Genomic DNA, 15,852 nt, shown 5'->3' with positions numbered 1-15,852 from the left:
GGATCGGCCGCGGTTGACGCTCTCCTCGACAGGGAAGCGGCAGCCGCGGCCGTGACCCGTTATACGACGGCGCTCGATGCGCGCGACTGGCATGCCTATCGCGCGCTGTTCACCGACGAAATCGCGATCGACTATGGCTCGATCGGCTCACTCGTCGCGACCGTCGCGGCCGACGATTGGACGAACCGTTGCCGGGCGCTCGAAGGCTTCGACGCGACCGCGCATCAACTCCACAACATCATTGCGACGATCGAAGGCGACCGTGCGACTGTGACGAGCATCGTCGATGCCGTCCATGTCGTCGGCGTCGAGGACCGGGCGCTGCTCGGCGACCTCATCGGCCGCTACACGCACCAACTGGTCCGGCAAGGCGGGTGGAAAATTGCGGGGGTAACGCTCACCGTCGTCGCCTATCCAGCCGGGAAAGAGGCATTCGAAGCCGCGTTCGCCGCCGCGCGCGCCATTTTCGCCGAAGGAAATTCCGCATGATCGACGTCTATTTCACGCCGACGCCGAACGGCCACAAGGTTTCGATCATGCTCGAAGAGGTCGGGCTGCCGCACCAACTCATCGCAATGAACATGCTCGAGGGCGACCATCTGACCCCCGAATATCGCCGGATCAACCCGAACGGCCGCCTGCCAGCGATCGTCGACCATGACCCCATGGGCGGCGGCGCCCCACTGCCAGTGTTCGAGAGCGGCGCGATCCTTCTGTATCTGGCCGAGAAGAGCGGACAATTGCTGCCCGAAAACCCGCGCAGGCGCAGTCAGGCTCAGCAATGGCTGATGTGGCAGATGGCAAGTTTCGGCCCGATGCAGGGCCAGGCGCATCACTTCATCCGTTACGCTCCCGAAGGCCAGACCTATCCGGTCGAACGCTATCGCAACGAGACGCTCCGCCTGCTCCATGTGCTCAACGGGCGGCTGAGCGAAGCTGAATATCTGGCCGAGGAATATTCGATAGCCGACATTGCGGCGTGGCCGTGGACGCGCGCGATCCGTGCGATCGGGCTGACGCTCGACGACTATCCCGCAGTCGCGGACTGGTTCGCGCGGATCGGCGAGCGACCCGCGGTGACAGCAGGGACCGACGTCAAGAATGCAGCAAATCTCTCGAGTGCGCGCCCAGTGCTAACCGAGGAACAATGGTCGAATTTGTTCGGGAAGAACATGCTTCAGGCGCCGGCGCGCTGACCTCCCCCCTCTCGATCGTCGCAGCGGTTCACACCGTATCGGCGCGCCCCCACTGATATTCGATCTTGCCGTCCAGCCGCCGCACAGCGACCCAGTCGCCGCCCGCCAGATTGTCATCCTCGATCAGCGTCACCACGCCACGCGCAATATCTTCGGGCTTGCACGCCTCATTGTTCGCCAGCACGGTCTTCATCCATTCGGACTTGCCGCCAGCACCCGTCGTGTCGAGGATCGGCGTGTCGACCAGCCCCGGCAACATCCCCGCGACGCGGACATTGCACTCATCCTTCAGCGGCGCGCAGCAGCGCGTGAACATCATCACTGCGGCCTTCGTCGTCGCATACATGGCGTCATAGAATCCGGTGCCCAGCGCGACCGTCGACACCGTGTTGACGATCACCCCGCCCCCGCGTTTCTTCATAGCTTGCACGGCAATCTGCGTCGCCGTCACGAGCGAGGTAATATTGACGTCGATGATCCAGCGGATGCGCGCGGCATCGACATCGGGAAATTGCGGCAATCCCGACACAACGCCCGCGTTGTTGTGAAGAATGTCGACGTCGCCATGCGCGCTGAACCAGGCTTCGGTCGCAGCAATGTCGGAGAGGTCGAGCGGGTGGAAGCTCGCCTTTGCGCCCTGGGCTTCGACCAGCCGCGCCGTCTCTGCAAGCCCCGCTTCATTGACGTCGACGAGCGCGATCTCTGCCGCACCGCGCGCCGCGAGCATCGCCGCGGTTGCGCGGCCGATGCCGCCCGCCGAACCCGTCACAATGGCGCGTTTGCCGTTGATATCCATCTCTTCTCTCCCGCTTCTTATCGGGCTACCGTAAAGCACATTGACAAATAAACTTAAATACCTAAGTATTTTTGGCCGGGAAGACTCGCGCATATCTGGGGAGAGTTATGACAGACGCCACCGCCCTCAATGGAGGCGCCGCCGCGTCCGACAGCGGCCTCGCGCTGCGTCGCAACGTCGCGCTCGCGATGCTGTTCGTGGTCGGCACGATCAACTTCGTCGACCGCCAGCTCTTGTCGGTACTCGTCGAGCCGATCCGTGCCGACATGGATTTCAGCGACACGCAGTTTGGGCTTCTCACCGGGCTGGCCTTCGCGCTTTTCTATGCCGCGATGGGCGTGCCCGTCGCTATGATCGCCGACCGCTGGAATCGCGTGAAGCTGATCGGCATCGCCTGTATCGTTTGGAGCGGCTTTACCGCGGCGTGCGGCATGGCGTCGAACTTCTGGCAGCTCGCGCTGATGCGCTTTGGCGTGGGTGCGGGCGAAGCGGGCGGTACCGCGCCGTCGCTGTCGGTGATTGCCGACTATTACCCCCCCGCGCGGCGCCCGCTGGCAATCGGACTGTTCACGCTCAACGGCCCGTTCGGGGTTTTCGTCGGCGCGACCTTCGGCGCGTGGGCGGCCGCCAATATCGGTTGGCGCAATGCTTTCATAATGATCGGTGTCGTCGGCGTCATCGTCGCCCCAATCCTTATCTGGCTGGTCCGCGAGCCCGCGCGCGGGCAGATGGATGCCCAAAAGGCGGCCGACGAAGCCCTGCCCTTCAGCCAGAGCCTCGCGATGTTCTGGCGCCGCCCGTCGCTGCGCATGGTGATGATCGGCAGCGGTCTTGCCGCCTTCACCAGCTATGGCATGCTCAACTGGATTCCGGCGTTCCTGATGCGGACGCAAAAGATGCCGCTCGACGCCATGGCGACCTATTTCGGTCCCGCCGCAGGCATCACCTTTGGCATCGGCATTCTCGGGGGCGGCTGGCTTGTCAGCCACCGTGCGAAAGTATCGGCGCGCGCTTATGGCACCATCCCGGCGCTCGCGACCGCTGTGCTGATCCCGACCTTCATCGCCGCATTGCTTGTCGACACATGGCAGCTCTCGCTCGCGCTGATGCTGATCCCGATGGCGGCATGCACCGCCTATGTCGCGCCCGCGCTCGCGCTGGTGCAGAATTTGACGCCGCCACGAAGCCGCGCGACCGCCGCGGCGGTGCTGATGCTGATGTTCAACATCATCGGCCTCGGCCTCGGCCCGCTGTTCGCCGGGATCGTCAGCGACAGCCTGAAGCCCGAATATGGCGACGGCAGCCTTCGGTGGGCGCTGATGGCGCTGATGCCCTTCGCCGCTGCCGCGGGCATCGCCCAGTTCCGAATGACGCGCTATCTCGAAAAGGATTTCGCTGAATGACCGACGTCGCGGGCAAGACCGCTTTCATCACTGGCGGCGCGAGCGGGCTCGGGCTCGCCACCGCCCGGGCACTCGCCGCCAAGGGGGCATCGGTGATCCTTGCCGATATCGACGCGGCGGGTGCCGAAAATGCGGCTGCGTCGCTGCGCAGCGAGGGCGCGAACGCGCTCGGCCTGCAGCTCGATGTGACAAGTGAGGAGAGCTGGGCCGAGGCTGGCGCGAAAGCACAGGCATTCGGCCCAGTCCGTATCCTGTTCAGCAACGCCGGCGTCGGCGGCGGATCAGGGCCGTTCGAGCAATATGACACCGACGTCTGGCGCTGGAATTATGCGGTTAACGCACATGCGCATCTCTATGCCTGCCGCACCTTTCTGGGTGACATGAAAGCGAGTGGCGAGCCGGGCCACCTCGTCCTTACCAGCTCGATGGTGGCGATCGTGCCGCCACCGATTTCGGTCGCTTATATCAGCTCCAAATATGCAACGCTCGGCATCGCGATGGCGCTGCGCAACGAACTCGCTGAAAGCTGTGTCGACATCTCGGTGCTGATGCCCGGCATGTCGGCGACGCGGATAGTCGAGACGACGCGCGACTTACGCCCCGTCGAGGTCGAGGTCGGCAAGGCAGCGGCGACTAGCCAGGCGATGCAGGGTGTGCTCGCGGGCGGCATGTCGCCCGACAAGATCGGCGCGCGTGTCGTTCAGGCGATTGAGGCCGGCGAATATTGGATTTTCACGCACCCCGAATGGAAGGCCATGGCCGAGTTGGTGACGCAGGACATGCTGTCCTCCTTCGGCTCCTCGGCCGATCCTGCATACAAAGGCGACGATATCGACGGGCTGATCGCCGCCAATGGCGGTCGCATGTTCGGCGCGAAGAAATAGGAGAAAGACATGGCAGAGCAGGATGACATTCGCGCGATGGCGCAGCGCTTCTTCGACGCGATCGAGGCAGGTGACATCGAAACGATGCAGAACAGCTTCACGCCCGACGCCGAGATCTGGCACAACACCGACGAGCTGATCGTCACCCCCGCGCAGACCGCACAGACGCTGACCGGCATGGTCGCGCGGATCAAGGACCGCGAATATGCCGACCGCCGGCTGACCACTTTCCCCGGCGGCTTTGTGCAGCAGCATGTGTTGAAGGGCGTGCGCGTCCACGACGACGGCCCCGTCCGCCTGCCCTGCGCGATCGTGTGCAAGGTGGAAAATGGCAAGATCACGCGGCTCGATGAGTATTTCGATAGCGCGCACGTCGCCGAATTCCGCAAATTTGCGAACGCCTGAGGAGTAAATCATGCCCGTCCTGCGTCAGGTTCCCCGCTCGGAAGTCACCGACGAGACCGTCCTAGCCTATTACAACCGCCTGTTCGGCGAGCGCGATCCCGTCGCCGAGCCCGGCACTGCAACCGGTACGCCCGGCGATTGGTGGACGGTGTTCGCGCTGTCCCCCGACATCTTCGAACATGCGGTCAAGGGTTTCGCTGTCTATCGCAACCCCGCGCGCACCATCGATCCGGTTCTGCGTGAGCTCGGCCAAACGCGCGCCGGCTGGGTCAAGGGCAGCCAGTTCGTCTTTTCACAGCATTGCAAGTCGCTTCGCGGCCTTGGTGTCAGCGAGGAGAAGATTGCCGCGATCGCTCACTGGCAAGTCGCGGACTGCTATAACGAACAGGAACGCACCGTCCTCGCTTATGCCGACTGCCTCGCGCAGGCCGGCGGGCGCGTCCCGCTCGAAGTGTTCGACAAGCTCAAGACCTTCTGGAACGACGAGCAGATTTTCGAATTCACCTACATCACCTGCCTCTATGACATGCATGCGGTGATCACCCGCGCGCTGCGTATGGAATATGACGCCCGCGAAGACCCGATCGTCGAGGTGGCAGCGCCCGAAGGCTTCAGCGCCGCCGACTTCCTCAGCGCGCCACGTCCGGCGCAGGGCTGAGCGAGGGACGGATGAGCGGTTACGGCGCCCCCGAAGCCGTCGCGACGGGGTTGCGCTTTCCCGAAGGCCCGGTGCCGATGCCCGACGGCTCGGTGCTGCTCGTCGAGATTGCGCGCGGCACGCTGACACGCGTCGCGCCCGACGGCAGCCTCTCGGTCGTCGCCGAACTCGGCGGAGGACCGAATGGGCTGGCGATCGGCCCGGACGGCGCCGCCTATGTCTGCAACAATGGCGGGTTCCAGTGGACCGAGGCGGGCGGCCTGCTCTTTCCCGGTCATGCCGCGCATGCCGAGCCTTGCGGGTCGATCCAGCGCGTCGACCTCGCGACCGGCTCGGCGACGACGCTCTACGACAGCTTCGAGGGCGAGCGGCTCAAAGGACCGAACGACATCGTCTTCGACGCTGCCGGCGGCTTCTGGTTCACCGATCACGGACAGGTACGCGACACCGGCCGCGACCATGGTGCGATATATTATGCGGCCGCCGACGGATCGAAAATCAGCCGCCAGCGGGCCGGCATGATGGGACCGAACGGCATCGGCCTCTCGCCGAGCGGCAAGACGCTCTATGTCAGCGAGACGATGACCGCCCGCATCTGGGCGATGGATGTCGTCGCGCCCGGCGAACTGGCGCCGCCGGCACCATGGGCACCCGGCCGCTTCGTCGGCACCCCGCCCGCCTTTCGCCTGCTCGACAGCATGGCAATCGAGGACAGTGGCCGGATCTGCGTCGGCACGATGGTCGAGGGCGGGATCACGATTTTCGAGCCCGATGGCGGCGGTTCTGAGTTTGTGCCGCTTCCCGACATTGGCATCACCAACATCGCCTTTGGCGGTGCCGACCGACGCGACGCCTGGATCACCGCTTCGACCACCGGCACGCTCTATCGTATGCGTTGGCCGCGTTCCGGGCTCCGCCTATAGCAACCGTCAACTTAATTGACGGTTGTGCCGTAAAATGATAAGACTCGTGGGAGAGGATAGGATGAAATTCTATAATAGCGTCGGTCCGAACCCGCGCGTCGTGAAGCTTTTCATGGCCGAAAAGGGTATTGAAATCCCCGAGGTCAGCATCGACCTTCGCGGCGGCGAGAACCGCCGTGCGCCGTATAATGTCGATGTGAATCCGGCCGGACAAACGCCGGCGCTCGAACTCGACGACGGCCATTTCGTCTGCGAAGTGACCGCGATCTGCGAATATCTCGACGAGCGGTTTCCTGAGCCGACGCTGATCGGCTCGACACCCGAAGAGCGCGCGACGACGCGCATGTGGACGCGCCGCGTCGACCTCAAAATTTGCGAACCGCTGACCAACGGCTTCCGCTTTGCCGAAGGGCTGCCGCTGTTCGAGCCGCGGCTGCGCTGCCTGCCCGAAGCCGCCGCCGGGCTGAAAGCCACCGCGCAGGACGGGGTCAAATGGCTGGACGGGCAAATCGCGGGGCGCGAGTTCATCGCGGGTGACGCATTCAGTCTCGCGGACATCATGCTGTTCGCTTTCCTCGATTTCGGCGCGTCGGTCGGTCAGCCGATCGACCCCGCCTGCACCAATGTTGTGCGTTGGTACGAGCGGATGAAAAGTCGCCCCAGCGTAAGTTCGAACTGAAGACATAAGGAGACGGATGATGGCTGCAGCAAATAACGAATTCGAATTCTGCGGGGTCAACCACCTCGCGCTGGTGTGCAAGGATATGGCGCGGACGGTCGAATTCTACCGCGACAAGCTGGGCATGCCGCTGACCAAGACGATCGACCTGCCCGGCGGTCGCGGCCAGCATTTCTTTTTCGACATCGGCAATGGCGATAGCCTCGCCTTTTTCTGGTTCCCGAACGCGCCCGAAGCGGTCCCCGGCATCTCGGCCCCCGCCGCGCTGCCGACGCAGGGCAGCTTTGTCTCGGCACACGGCTCGATGAACCATATCGCGATCAACGTCCGCGCCGACAAGTTCGATGAATATTACAACCGCCTGATCGAGAAGGGCATCGAGGTAACACCGGTGCTGAACCATGACGACAGCCCGATGCAGGCCTCGGCCGAATTGCATCCCGGCGTCTTCGTCCGCTCGGTCTATTTCTTCGACCCCGACGGTGTCTGCCTCGAATTCGCGGCGTGGACGAAGGAGTTCGACGAAAGCGACGTGGCGCACGATCCGGTCCAGGCCGACGGCACGAAGCGCGAAGGCTTCATCGTCGGCCGCACGCCGGTGCCCGCCGAATAGACATTCCCAATCAATTACCCATTGGGAACTCCTCCTGGACCCGGCTTTTGGCCGGGTTCTTTTTTGGGTGGGAGTCGGGATGTCGATTATCGGCGTTAAGGCGACAAAAGATACGGACGTACGCGTCCGGAATGTCTCCTTTGTCGCTTTAAGGCGATGACGGGCGCGGAGTGTCGAAGGGATGCTCTGCAGGATAATCGATGCGGTCATCCACGAGGGTAGATCATCGCCCGATATATTAGGAAAGCCGTTTTTTGTCCGGCGAGGTTCTGGCCGGAATCGACCGATTGCTGCCCTCTCCATCATCGTCACCCCGGACTTGATCCGGGGTCCCGCTATTTCGTGAAGCGTGCCGGTGCCGTCAAAAAGCGGGATCCCGGATCAAGTCCGGGATGACGAAGGAAAATCGGGCAACGTCCGCTCACCACCCCAAAGCAGAAACACCCTATCCCACAGCGCGGTCGCGTCCTTCCCAATAGGGTGCGCGCAATTCACGGCGGAGGACCTTGCCCGACGGGTTGCGCGGTAGCGCGTCGATGAATTCGATGCTTTTCGGGACCTTGTACGCCGCGATCCGCTCGCGTGCCCAGGCCACGACATCAGCGGGATCGAGTGTTGCGCCCGCGGCGGGCACGATCAGCGCCTTGACGCCCTCGCCCCATTTGTCGTCGGGCACGCCGATCACCGCGACGTCGGCGACGCCCGGACAGCCCATGATCGCACTCTCGACCTCAGCCGGATAGACATTCTCGCCGCCCGACACGATCATGTCCTTGATGCGGTCGTGGACATAGTAGAAGCCGTCGGCGTCACGATAGCCGACGTCGCCCGTGTGGAGCCAGCCGCCCGCCAGCGTCTCTTCGGTCGCCTTTGCGCGGTTCCAATATCCCTTCATCACGATGCCGCCACGGATCGCGATCTCTCCGATCTCGCCTTCGCCCAGTTCGCGGCCCTCGCCGTCGAGGATCGCCATTGCGGCACCGGGCCAAGGTTTGCCGCACGACGTAAGCTTGCCCGGCATGTCATGCGCGCTTGGCGAGAGATATGAGCCGCCCCCGGCGGATTCGGTCATGCCGTAGAATTGCACGAAATCGCAGCCGAAGGTCGCACGCGCGCGGCGCAATACATCTTCGGCGATCGGCGACGCGCCGTAGGCGATCGACTTGAGGTGCGGATAGGCACCGTCGTTCGCTGTCGGCTGAAGCAGCATCATCTGGATCATCGCAGGCGCCAGGAAAGCGTGCGCAACATTCTCATCGCGCATCATGCGTACCGCATCGGCGGCGGTGAAATCCTTGACGAGGACAAGACGTCCGCCTTGCGCAAGACCCGAGAAGCTGACGTTCGTGCCGGCAACGTGGAACAAGGGCATGACGATCATCACCGTCTCATCCTCGCCATAGGCAAAGCCGTCGACCTCGGTCGCAGCTTCGAGGAAGGTGCGGTAATTGGCGTTGGTGAGCACCACCCCTTTGGGCAAACCCGTCGTGCCGCTGGTATAAAGCTGGAGCACGTCGTCGGTGAGCTGCGGCGGATCGGCCAGCGGCGCATCGGACGCCGCGCCCAGCCAGGCGCCGAGCGGCTCGAACGCCGGATGCTCGCCATAAAGCGCGATCAGGCGCGGCGGTGTGGCCAGATCGGCGATCGCCGCGAGCGCGCAGTCGAAGAAATCCTCGCCGACGAAAAGCAGTTTCGGCCCGGCATCACTCAGGATGAAGCCGATTTCGGCAGGCGCGAGGCGGCAGTTGATCGGTGCGAAACAGGCGCGCGCGCGCGCGGAACCGAAGAAGAGCGGATACCAGCTATCGTGGTTCTTGGTCAGCGCCGAGACGCGGTCGCCCGGCGCCAAGCCCGATGCGATCAACGCGCGCGCAATACGATTCGACCGCGCATCGAGTTCGGCGAAACTCGTCTCGCGTTCCCCGAATTTCACCGCGGTCGCCTGTCCCCGCACGCGTGCCTGCGCCGCGGGAATGTCCGCCAACGTCCGGATGGCCTCCAGATCGATCATTTTGCTCTCCCAATCGTCGTTTCGACTTGAATTAGATAGAATACTAAGCAAATGCTTGGCCAGCTAAAAATTCGAGAGGACCGGCCTTGTTCGACCACCCCATCCTGCCGACAACTATCGTCGGAAGCTACCCCCAGCCTGACTGGCTGATCGACCGCGAGCGGCTGAAGGCCAGCCTGCCTCCGCGCGTGCGCGCCGAGACGCTGTGGCGCATCCCCGAACCCTGGCTCGCCGACGCGCAGGAAGCGGCGACCCTGATGGCTATTCGCGATCAGGAAGAGCTGGGCATCGACATCGTCGGCGACGGCGAAATGCGCCGCGAAAGCTATTCGAACCGGCTCGCGACCGCGCTGTCGGGGATCGACCGGGATAAGCATGGGACGGCGATCGACCGTACCGGCAACGCGAATCCCGTGCCGCTCGTTTCGGGTCCGATCCGCCGCGTCGCGCCGATCGAAGCACAGGATGCCGCTTTCCTCCGCCGCCACTCGGCCAAGCCCGTAAAGCTTACCCTGCCCGGCCCCTTCACAATGACTCAGCAGGCCGAGAACGGCTATTATCCCGATCTGCGGTCGCTGGCGATGGACTATGCCGATGCGGTCAATGCCGAGGTGAAGGATCTGTTCGCGGCGGGCGTCGACGTGGTCCAGCTCGACGAGCCTTATCTGCAGGCGCGTGCCGCCGAGGCGAACAGCTATGCGATCGAGGCGATCAATCGCGCGCTCGATGGCGTCGGCGGCACGACCGCGCTGCACATCTGCTTCGGCTATGCGATGGTGCATCATGGCGCGGGTGCGACGGGGCCGAAGCCCAAGGCTTATGACTTCCTCGCCGAACTGGAAGCGTCGGCGATCGACGTCATTTCGATCGAAGCGGCGCAGCCGGGGCTCGACCCCGCGATCCTCGCCGAACTGCCGACCAAGACGATCATGTACGGCGTGCTCGACCTGTCGATTCCCGAGGTTGAAACACCCGAAGTCGTCGCCGGACGTATCCGCGAGGCGCTGCGCTATGTCGACGCCGAACGACTTTGGATCGCGCCCGATTGCGGGATGAAATACCACAGCCGGGAGCATAGCCAGGCGAAGCTGAAGGCGATGGTCGATGGGACGGCGATGGTGCGTGCGGAGTTGAAATAAATCTTACCCGACAATTTGAGCATTTAGTTCGTCATTGCGAGCGAAGCGAAGCAATCCAGAGTGGCGTTGACCGCCCTGGATTGCTTCGCTTCGCTCGCAATGACGGCGGTTAGGCGTCGAAAAACCGGCTTAGCAACTCAGCCACCACCTCGGGCACCTCGACCGTGGGCAAATGCCCCACGCCCGGTACGACCTCCAGCCGCGCGCCCGGGATTGCGTCCAAGATTTCGTCATGATGCGCGCGGCTGGTGATGCCATCCTTCTCGCCCCAGATCAGCAGCGTCGGCACGGCAATCTCACCCAGCCGCGGGCGGCTGTCGATGCGCGCCATGATCGCGCGCTGCTGCGCAAGGAAAGTGTCGGCGCCGGTATCGGCGGCCATCGTCCGCGCGATGGTCAGGAATCGTTCGTCGTGCCGCCTTTCTTCTGGAAACAGGATCGGAATCCGTTCCTCGACGACCTGATCGAATTGACCGTTTGTCACGAGGTCGATGTAGCCCTGCCGCCGCGCGGTCTGCGCCGGACCATCCGCCGACGCGAGCGTCGAGATCAGCGCGAGCTTCGCCACACGCTCCGGCGCGCGGCGCATCACTTCGAACGCGACGAAGCCGCCCATCGCGTGACCGACCAGCACAAATTTCGGCGGTGCGTTGTCGAGCAGGCGCTGCGCAAAGCCTTCGATCGTGTCGTCGCGGCTATTGTCGGCGACGATCACGTCGCGGCCCGGCCATTGGTCCAGCAACGGCTGCCACACGGCATCGGTCAGAAGCTGACCCGTAATCAAAACGATAGGAAGCGACATTCAGACCACCTGATGAAGTAGCGCTTCGCCTGCGGCGAGGCGGCGGCAATTTTCATGCGCAACGGAAAGGCTGCGCACCAGCGTTTCGGGGGTGAGCCAGGCGATGTGCGGTGCCAGCACCGCATTTGGCAGACTCAGCAGCGGATTACCCCGCGGCAACGGTTCCTCGCCGAACACATCGAGCCCTGCGCCGAGCAAATACCCCGTCGTCAGCGCTTCGATCAACCGCGCTTCGTCGACCAGTTCGCCGCGCGCCGTGTTCACCAATATCGCGCCCTTCTTCATCGCGAACGGGTCAATCGATCCGCGCGTGTCGTCGGTCAGCGGGATGTGCAGCGAGACGATGTCGCTTGTCGCGAGCAGGCGATCGAGCGGCATAAATTCATAAGCCACGTCGCGCGGGCTGCGCGCGGTATAGACGACCTTCGCGCCCAGCGCTTCGAGGACGGGCGCCAGCCGCTGCGCCGAATTGCCGAACCCGACCAGTCCCACCGTTCGCCCCGCGACTTCGCCGACGCTGTCGAGTTCGGAAGGGTCGGCGGTCCACCCCTCCCCCAGCCGCGTCCGCGCATCGAAAAAACAGGTCCGCCGCAGCACCGCCATCATCAGCGACAAGGCCATTTCGGCGACCGCCTGGCTGTTCGTCCCCGGCATGTTGCAAACCGCGACGCCATGTTCACGGGCGGCATCGAGCGCGATGGTGTTCACGCCGACACCGAGCTTTTGGATCAGTTTCAGCTTCGGTGCCGAAGCGATGAAATCGCCCGTGACCGGCGTGAGCACATGGAGCAGCGCGGTGATCGCGCCCGCGACCTCGTCGAGCGATGCGGCCTCGTCGACATGCGTCACCACGCCGGCGCCGAAGATCCTGTCGACCGCCTCGCGAAACCCCGGGCTCGGGCGGGCGTGCAGGACAATCATGCCGCCACGGCCCCGATCGATCCGGCGAAGGCCGAGAAGCCGGCGAACACCGCGTCGCCGCCCATCGCTTCCTCGATCCGCAGCATCTCGTTCCACTTCGCCATGCGTTCGGACCGGGTGAAGCTGCCGACCTTGAGCTGCCCCGCGTTCCAACCCGTCGCAAGATGCGCGATGGTGACATCCTCGCTTTCACCCGACCGCGCCGAGACGATTGCGCCCCAGCCGAGAGCGACCGCGGCATCGAGTGCCGCCTTCGCCTCGGTCACCGTTCCCACCTGATTGACCTTGATCAATGCCGCGTTGCACACCGCCGCCTCGCCCGCGCGTTCGACGCGCGCGGCGTTGGTGACGAGTACGTCGTCGCCGATGATCTGGACGCGATCGCCGATGGCCGCAGTGACCGCCGCCATCGTCGTCCAGTCGTCCTGCCCCGCCGGATCCTCTATCGACAGGATCGGATAGCGCCCCGCCCATTCGACGATGCGCGCCGCCATCTCCTGTCCCGAGAGGCGCCCGTCGTCGAGCGCGAGGTTATAGCCGTCGGCATCGCCAAGCTCGTTCGCCGCGATGTCGAGCGAGATGAACACCTCATCGCCGGCGCGATGCCCACTCGCCTCGATCGCCTTGGTCAGCGTGTCGAGAGCATCCTCGTTCGACGCGAAGTTCGGCCACCAGCCGCCCTCGTCCGCGACGCCCGAGAGCGGACCTTTCGCCTCCATCAGCTTGCCCGCGGCGCGATACACATCGTCCGTGATTTCAAGCGCGCGGCGAAAGCTTCCGGCCTTCGGGCACATGATCATGAAATCCTGCACATCGGTGCGCCGCCCGGCGTGAGCGCCGCCCCCGAATATCTGGATTTCGGGGAGAGGGATGCGCACCTTGGCGTCGCCCGCGAGATAGCGCCACAAAGGCAACCGCGCATCGGCAGCGGCAGCGTGGAGGACCGCCATCGACACGGCGACGACGGCGTTGGCGCCAAGCCGCGCCTTGTTGGGGGTGTTGTCGAGCGCGCAGAGCGCCGCGTCGACCGAAGCCTGTTCCCGCGCGTCCATGCCGGCGATCGCGCTGGCGATTTCCGAACCGATCCCGGCGACCGCGCGATTGACGCCGAAGCCGCCAAACGCATCGCCGCCGTCGCGCAGGTCTATTGCCTCATGCGCGCCGCGCGAGGCGCCCGCCGGGGCGATCGCCCGGCCCACCGCGCCCGATTCCAGCACCACCTCGGCCTCGACGGTGGGGCGGCCGCGCGAGTCCCAGAGCTGGCGGCCGGTGACGGAGGCGATACGCGAAGTCATGCAAGATTCCTTTTCCAGTTGGCGACGAGCGCGTCGATCGATTGCGGCGCGAGGACGAGCGCTCGCGCCTGATCGCGCACGATGCGCCGATGTTCGGGGTCGGTCAGATATTGTGCGGGCGACTTGCCCTCCACGCGCGCGAGCAACAGCGCGGCGGTGAGCCCGCCGGCGCGTTTCAGCAAGCCGTCCGCGTCTTCCCAATCGATCCCCGCCCGATACGCATCGACGAGCAGGCCGGCCGCCTGCTCCAGCCGAAGATCGTCGAGCCATACCGCCTTGAGCAACAGGTGCGTCGCACAGAAAGCGAGATCGAACGCCGGATCGCTGTAGACAGCGCATTCGGCGTCGAGGAAGACCGGCCCGTCGGGACTGACGAGGATATTCTTGGGGCTCACGTCGCCATGCACCAGCGCAACCTTGCGCGCGACGAGATCGTCGGCGAGCGCGTTCAGCGCGGGCGCCAATTCGGTGTCCTTGCGTGCGACATGTAGCAGGAAGGGATCGACGCGCAGCGCGCGGAACATCTCGTCGTTCGGAAAGGCATCGCGGTCGGCCGCGTTGTTCGCGGTCGCGGCATGCACGGCCACGATCCCGCGCCCCACCGCGGCAGCAAAATCGCCATCGACGCGGCCCGCGACCAGTTCGTCTTTCCACACCGGGCAATCAGGCAGAAAGCGCATCGCGAAGGCATGACCCGTGGGAAGCTCGGCGAGCACTTCGGGCGCGATCCGCGGGTCGACATCCCGCGCGCGCTTCAGCCAGCGCACTTCGGCCTGACCGCGTTCGATCGGCGCGTGCCATTCGGCGGCGACGCGAAGCTGCGGCAGCGGGCGCTTGACGACAATTGGGCCCGACGGCGTCTCGACCTTCCATACGTCGCAGGACACACCGCCGGTCAGCGGTTCGAGAACGACATCGCCCTCGCCCGCCAGTCCGGCGCCGCGCAATTCACGGACGATGTCGACGTCGGCCGTCACGTCACAGCTTCTCCCTGATCCAGGCGCCGACAAGTTCGGCCGCATTCTGGCGTTCGGCGATCGAATCCTCGAAATAATGCGCGCCGGGTATCAGTTCGAGCTTCTTGTCGGTCGAGCCAAGGAAGTCGAAAATCTTGCGAGCGTCGCTTGGAAAGACGCCGGTGTCGGCGAGGCCCTGCACGACCAGCGCGGGCGTGTCGTGCTTGGCGAGGTGCGGCTGCCCCTGGCACGGCGAGGTTTCGAGGCTCCACATGTTGAGCCAGGTCTTCAGCGTATTCGCGCGCCCGATGCTCGGCGTGCGGTTCGCGACTGCAGGGTCGCCGCGATAGCACCAATTGGGTTTGCGGTCCGACGGGTCGATGGCCGGATCGACGCAGCGGATATCGCCCCAGCAGCGGAACATGGGGAAGATGCGATCGGGGATGCCGGCGGCATTCAGCCGTGCGAGTTCAGCCTTTGCCCAATCCGTGATGCGCTGGTTGCGCGCGCGCTGGCCGGCACGATATTTTGCGATGAACGCGTCCGAATAGGGTGGACCGTTATCGGGATTGAACGGGTCGAGTTCGGGATCGGTCAGTGTCGGGTCAGTCTCGTCGATCACCGACGCGTCCATCCAATCGGTGAGCACCTCGGGGCGGCCCTGATGCGCGTTGAAGCTGATGTAGAGATCGCCCTTGATAAGGCTTGCGAGCGCATCCTGCCCTACCGACGGCAGCCGGTCCGTCAGCGTCGGCGCGATCGCTTCGGCCTGATAGGCGCCCATCAGCGACCCGCCGCCCGAATTGCCGAGGATGACGATCTGCTCGACCCCAGCCTCCTCCTTCAACCATTTCATGCCGACGCCGATGTCGAGAACGGCGTGCTCGAGCAAAAACTGATCCTCGAACCCGCGATAACGAGTGTTCCAGCCCAGGAAGCCGAAGCCCTGTCGCGCAAAATAGGGAGCGATATAATGTTCGGCGAAATCGACATTATAGTGCGTCGCGATGATCGCGACCTTCGGGCGCTTCCCCGCCTCGGTCCAGTAAACGCCCTGGCACGGGTGTCCGCCCGCCTGAATCCTCGGCGCCGTCGGCGACACCAGCCCGACAAATCGCGCGTCCAGTCCCTCGATCCCGTTCGGGTCCATCATCATCTCTCCTGATTATAG

General features: G+C 64.3%; 17 protein-coding genes. 10 read left to right on the top strand and 7 right to left on the bottom strand.

Translation table 11 applies throughout. The features are described from left to right. Nucleotides 1-51 precede the first annotated feature (51 nt). Both KEC45_RS05040 and KEC45_RS05035 read left to right on the top strand, forming a co-directional pair. The gene (locus tag KEC45_RS05040) at nucleotides 52-489 is read left to right on the top strand and encodes a nuclear transport factor 2 family protein (RefSeq protein WP_252171592.1); all 438 of its coding nucleotides are present in this window, start codon (nucleotides 52-54) and stop codon (nucleotides 487-489) included. Further along, nucleotides 486-1,196, top strand: coding sequence for a glutathione S-transferase N-terminal domain-containing protein (locus tag KEC45_RS05035; protein ID WP_062182303.1), 711 nt, complete (start codon nucleotides 486-488; stop codon nucleotides 1,194-1,196). The genes KEC45_RS05040 and KEC45_RS05035 overlap by 4 nt, the downstream gene beginning before the upstream one ends. Nucleotides 1,197-1,224: 28 nt before the next feature. Here KEC45_RS05035 and KEC45_RS05030 read toward each other — a convergent pair whose 3' ends face one another. Further along, complete coding sequence (locus tag KEC45_RS05030; protein WP_062182306.1) at nucleotides 1,225-1,992, bottom strand: SDR family NAD(P)-dependent oxidoreductase; 768 nt, start codon at nucleotides 1,990-1,992, stop codon at nucleotides 1,225-1,227. 107 nt (nucleotides 1,993-2,099) lie between these two features. Between KEC45_RS05030 and KEC45_RS05025 the strand changes: the two genes are divergently transcribed. From KEC45_RS05025 to KEC45_RS04995, 7 genes are all read left to right on the top strand, one after another. Further along, entirely contained in the window at nucleotides 2,100-3,395 is a 1,296-nt protein-coding gene (locus tag KEC45_RS05025; protein WP_062182309.1) for an MFS transporter, read from the top strand. Further along, a complete protein-coding gene (locus tag KEC45_RS05020) occupies nucleotides 3,392-4,279 on the top strand; it encodes an SDR family oxidoreductase (RefSeq protein WP_062182312.1) in 888 nt (295 codons plus the stop codon). Before KEC45_RS05025 ends, KEC45_RS05020 begins: the two co-directional genes overlap by 4 nt. A 9-nt stretch (nucleotides 4,280-4,288) precedes the next feature. After that, on the top strand, nucleotides 4,289-4,684 hold the full coding sequence (locus KEC45_RS05015) for a nuclear transport factor 2 family protein (protein ID WP_062182315.1): 396 nt from the start codon (nucleotides 4,289-4,291) through the stop codon (nucleotides 4,682-4,684). 10 nt (nucleotides 4,685-4,694) lie between these two features. Further along, on the top strand, nucleotides 4,695-5,342 hold the full coding sequence (locus tag KEC45_RS05010; protein WP_062182318.1) for a carboxymuconolactone decarboxylase family protein: 648 nt from the start codon (nucleotides 4,695-4,697) through the stop codon (nucleotides 5,340-5,342). An 11-nt stretch (nucleotides 5,343-5,353) separates the two neighbouring features. Continuing rightward, nucleotides 5,354-6,265, top strand: a complete 912-nt coding sequence (locus KEC45_RS05005) for an SMP-30/gluconolactonase/LRE family protein (RefSeq protein WP_252171591.1) — start codon at nucleotides 5,354-5,356, stop codon at nucleotides 6,263-6,265. Nucleotides 6,266-6,326: 61 nt separating this feature from the next. After that, nucleotides 6,327-6,944, top strand: coding sequence for a glutathione S-transferase family protein (locus tag KEC45_RS05000; protein WP_062182324.1), 618 nt, complete (start codon nucleotides 6,327-6,329; stop codon nucleotides 6,942-6,944). A gap of 19 nt (nucleotides 6,945-6,963) precedes the next feature. Continuing rightward, nucleotides 6,964-7,557 (top strand): VOC family protein, encoded by a 594-nt coding sequence (locus KEC45_RS04995; RefSeq protein ID WP_062184131.1) that lies wholly within the window; start codon nucleotides 6,964-6,966, stop codon nucleotides 7,555-7,557. Nucleotides 7,558-8,002: 445 nt separating this feature from the next. On the opposite strand, the gene KEC45_RS04990 is transcribed toward KEC45_RS04995, so the two are convergent. Continuing rightward, nucleotides 8,003-9,568 (bottom strand): long-chain-fatty-acid--CoA ligase, encoded by a 1,566-nt coding sequence (locus tag KEC45_RS04990; protein WP_062182326.1) that lies wholly within the window; start codon nucleotides 9,566-9,568, stop codon nucleotides 8,003-8,005. Nucleotides 9,569-9,654: 86 nt separating this feature from the next. Between KEC45_RS04990 and KEC45_RS04985 the strand changes: the two genes are divergently transcribed. Then, complete coding sequence (locus KEC45_RS04985) at nucleotides 9,655-10,707, top strand: cobalamin-independent methionine synthase II family protein (RefSeq protein WP_062182329.1); 1,053 nt, start codon at nucleotides 9,655-9,657, stop codon at nucleotides 10,705-10,707. Between the two features lie 109 nt (nucleotides 10,708-10,816). Here KEC45_RS04985 and KEC45_RS04980 read toward each other — a convergent pair whose 3' ends face one another. From KEC45_RS04980 to KEC45_RS04960, 5 genes are read right to left on the bottom strand one after another with little or no spacing between them, the layout of a single operon-like run. After that, nucleotides 10,817-11,509 (bottom strand): alpha/beta fold hydrolase, encoded by a 693-nt coding sequence (locus KEC45_RS04980; protein WP_062182333.1) that lies wholly within the window; start codon nucleotides 11,507-11,509, stop codon nucleotides 10,817-10,819. Beyond that, entirely contained in the window at nucleotides 11,510-12,430 is a 921-nt protein-coding gene (locus KEC45_RS04975) for a 2-hydroxyacid dehydrogenase (protein ID WP_252171590.1), read from the bottom strand. After that, nucleotides 12,427-13,725, bottom strand: coding sequence for a phosphopyruvate hydratase (gene eno / locus KEC45_RS04970; RefSeq protein ID WP_062182336.1), 1,299 nt, complete (start codon nucleotides 13,723-13,725; stop codon nucleotides 12,427-12,429). Before eno ends, KEC45_RS04975 begins: the two co-directional genes overlap by 4 nt. After that, nucleotides 13,722-14,702 (bottom strand): phosphotransferase family protein, encoded by a 981-nt coding sequence (locus KEC45_RS04965; protein WP_252171589.1) that lies wholly within the window; start codon nucleotides 14,700-14,702, stop codon nucleotides 13,722-13,724. Before KEC45_RS04965 ends, eno begins: the two co-directional genes overlap by 4 nt. A gap of 1 nt (nucleotide 14,703) precedes the next feature. Next, on the bottom strand, nucleotides 14,704-15,834 hold the full coding sequence (locus KEC45_RS04960; protein ID WP_252171588.1) for a lysophospholipase: 1,131 nt from the start codon (nucleotides 15,832-15,834) through the stop codon (nucleotides 14,704-14,706). Between the last annotated feature and the right edge of the window lie 18 nt (nucleotides 15,835-15,852).

It is taken from the genome of Sphingopyxis sp. USTB-05, from assembly GCF_023822045.1.
In the GTDB taxonomy this organism is placed as follows: domain Bacteria; phylum Pseudomonadota; class Alphaproteobacteria; order Sphingomonadales; family Sphingomonadaceae; genus Sphingopyxis.
Note: the sequence above shows the minus strand (reverse complement) of the source record. Positions and strands in the feature narration are given on the sequence as shown.

Bases quoted from the DNA above. Each gene is read 5' to 3' on its own strand.
- KEC45_RS05035 (WP_062182303.1), top strand. From the start codon at position 486: ATGATCGACGTCTATTTCACGCCGACGCCGAACGGCCACAAGGTTTCG.
- KEC45_RS05030 (WP_062182306.1), bottom strand. From the start codon at position 1,992: ATGGATATCAACGGCAAACGCGCCATTGTGACGGGTTCGGCGGGCGGC.
- KEC45_RS05025 (WP_062182309.1), top strand. From the start codon at position 2,100: ATGACAGACGCCACCGCCCTCAATGGAGGCGCCGCCGCGTCCGACAGC.
- KEC45_RS05020 (WP_062182312.1), top strand. From the start codon at position 3,392: ATGACCGACGTCGCGGGCAAGACCGCTTTCATCACTGGCGGCGCGAGC.
- KEC45_RS05015 (WP_062182315.1), top strand. From the start codon at position 4,289: ATGGCAGAGCAGGATGACATTCGCGCGATGGCGCAGCGCTTCTTCGAC.
- KEC45_RS05010 (WP_062182318.1), top strand. From the start codon at position 4,695: ATGCCCGTCCTGCGTCAGGTTCCCCGCTCGGAAGTCACCGACGAGACC.
- KEC45_RS05005 (WP_252171591.1), top strand. From the start codon at position 5,354: ATGAGCGGTTACGGCGCCCCCGAAGCCGTCGCGACGGGGTTGCGCTTT.
- KEC45_RS05000 (WP_062182324.1), top strand. From the start codon at position 6,327: ATGAAATTCTATAATAGCGTCGGTCCGAACCCGCGCGTCGTGAAGCTT.
- KEC45_RS04995 (WP_062184131.1), top strand. From the start codon at position 6,964: ATGGCTGCAGCAAATAACGAATTCGAATTCTGCGGGGTCAACCACCTC.
- KEC45_RS04990 (WP_062182326.1), bottom strand. From the start codon at position 9,568: ATGATCGATCTGGAGGCCATCCGGACGTTGGCGGACATTCCCGCGGCG.
- KEC45_RS04980 (WP_062182333.1), bottom strand. From the start codon at position 11,509: ATGTCGCTTCCTATCGTTTTGATTACGGGTCAGCTTCTGACCGATGCC.
- KEC45_RS04975 (WP_252171590.1), bottom strand. From the start codon at position 12,430: ATGATTGTCCTGCACGCCCGCCCGAGCCCGGGGTTTCGCGAGGCGGTC.
- eno (WP_062182336.1), bottom strand. From the start codon at position 13,725: ATGACTTCGCGTATCGCCTCCGTCACCGGCCGCCAGCTCTGGGACTCG.
- KEC45_RS04960 (WP_252171588.1), bottom strand. From the start codon at position 15,834: ATGATGGACCCGAACGGGATCGAGGGACTGGACGCGCGATTTGTCGGG.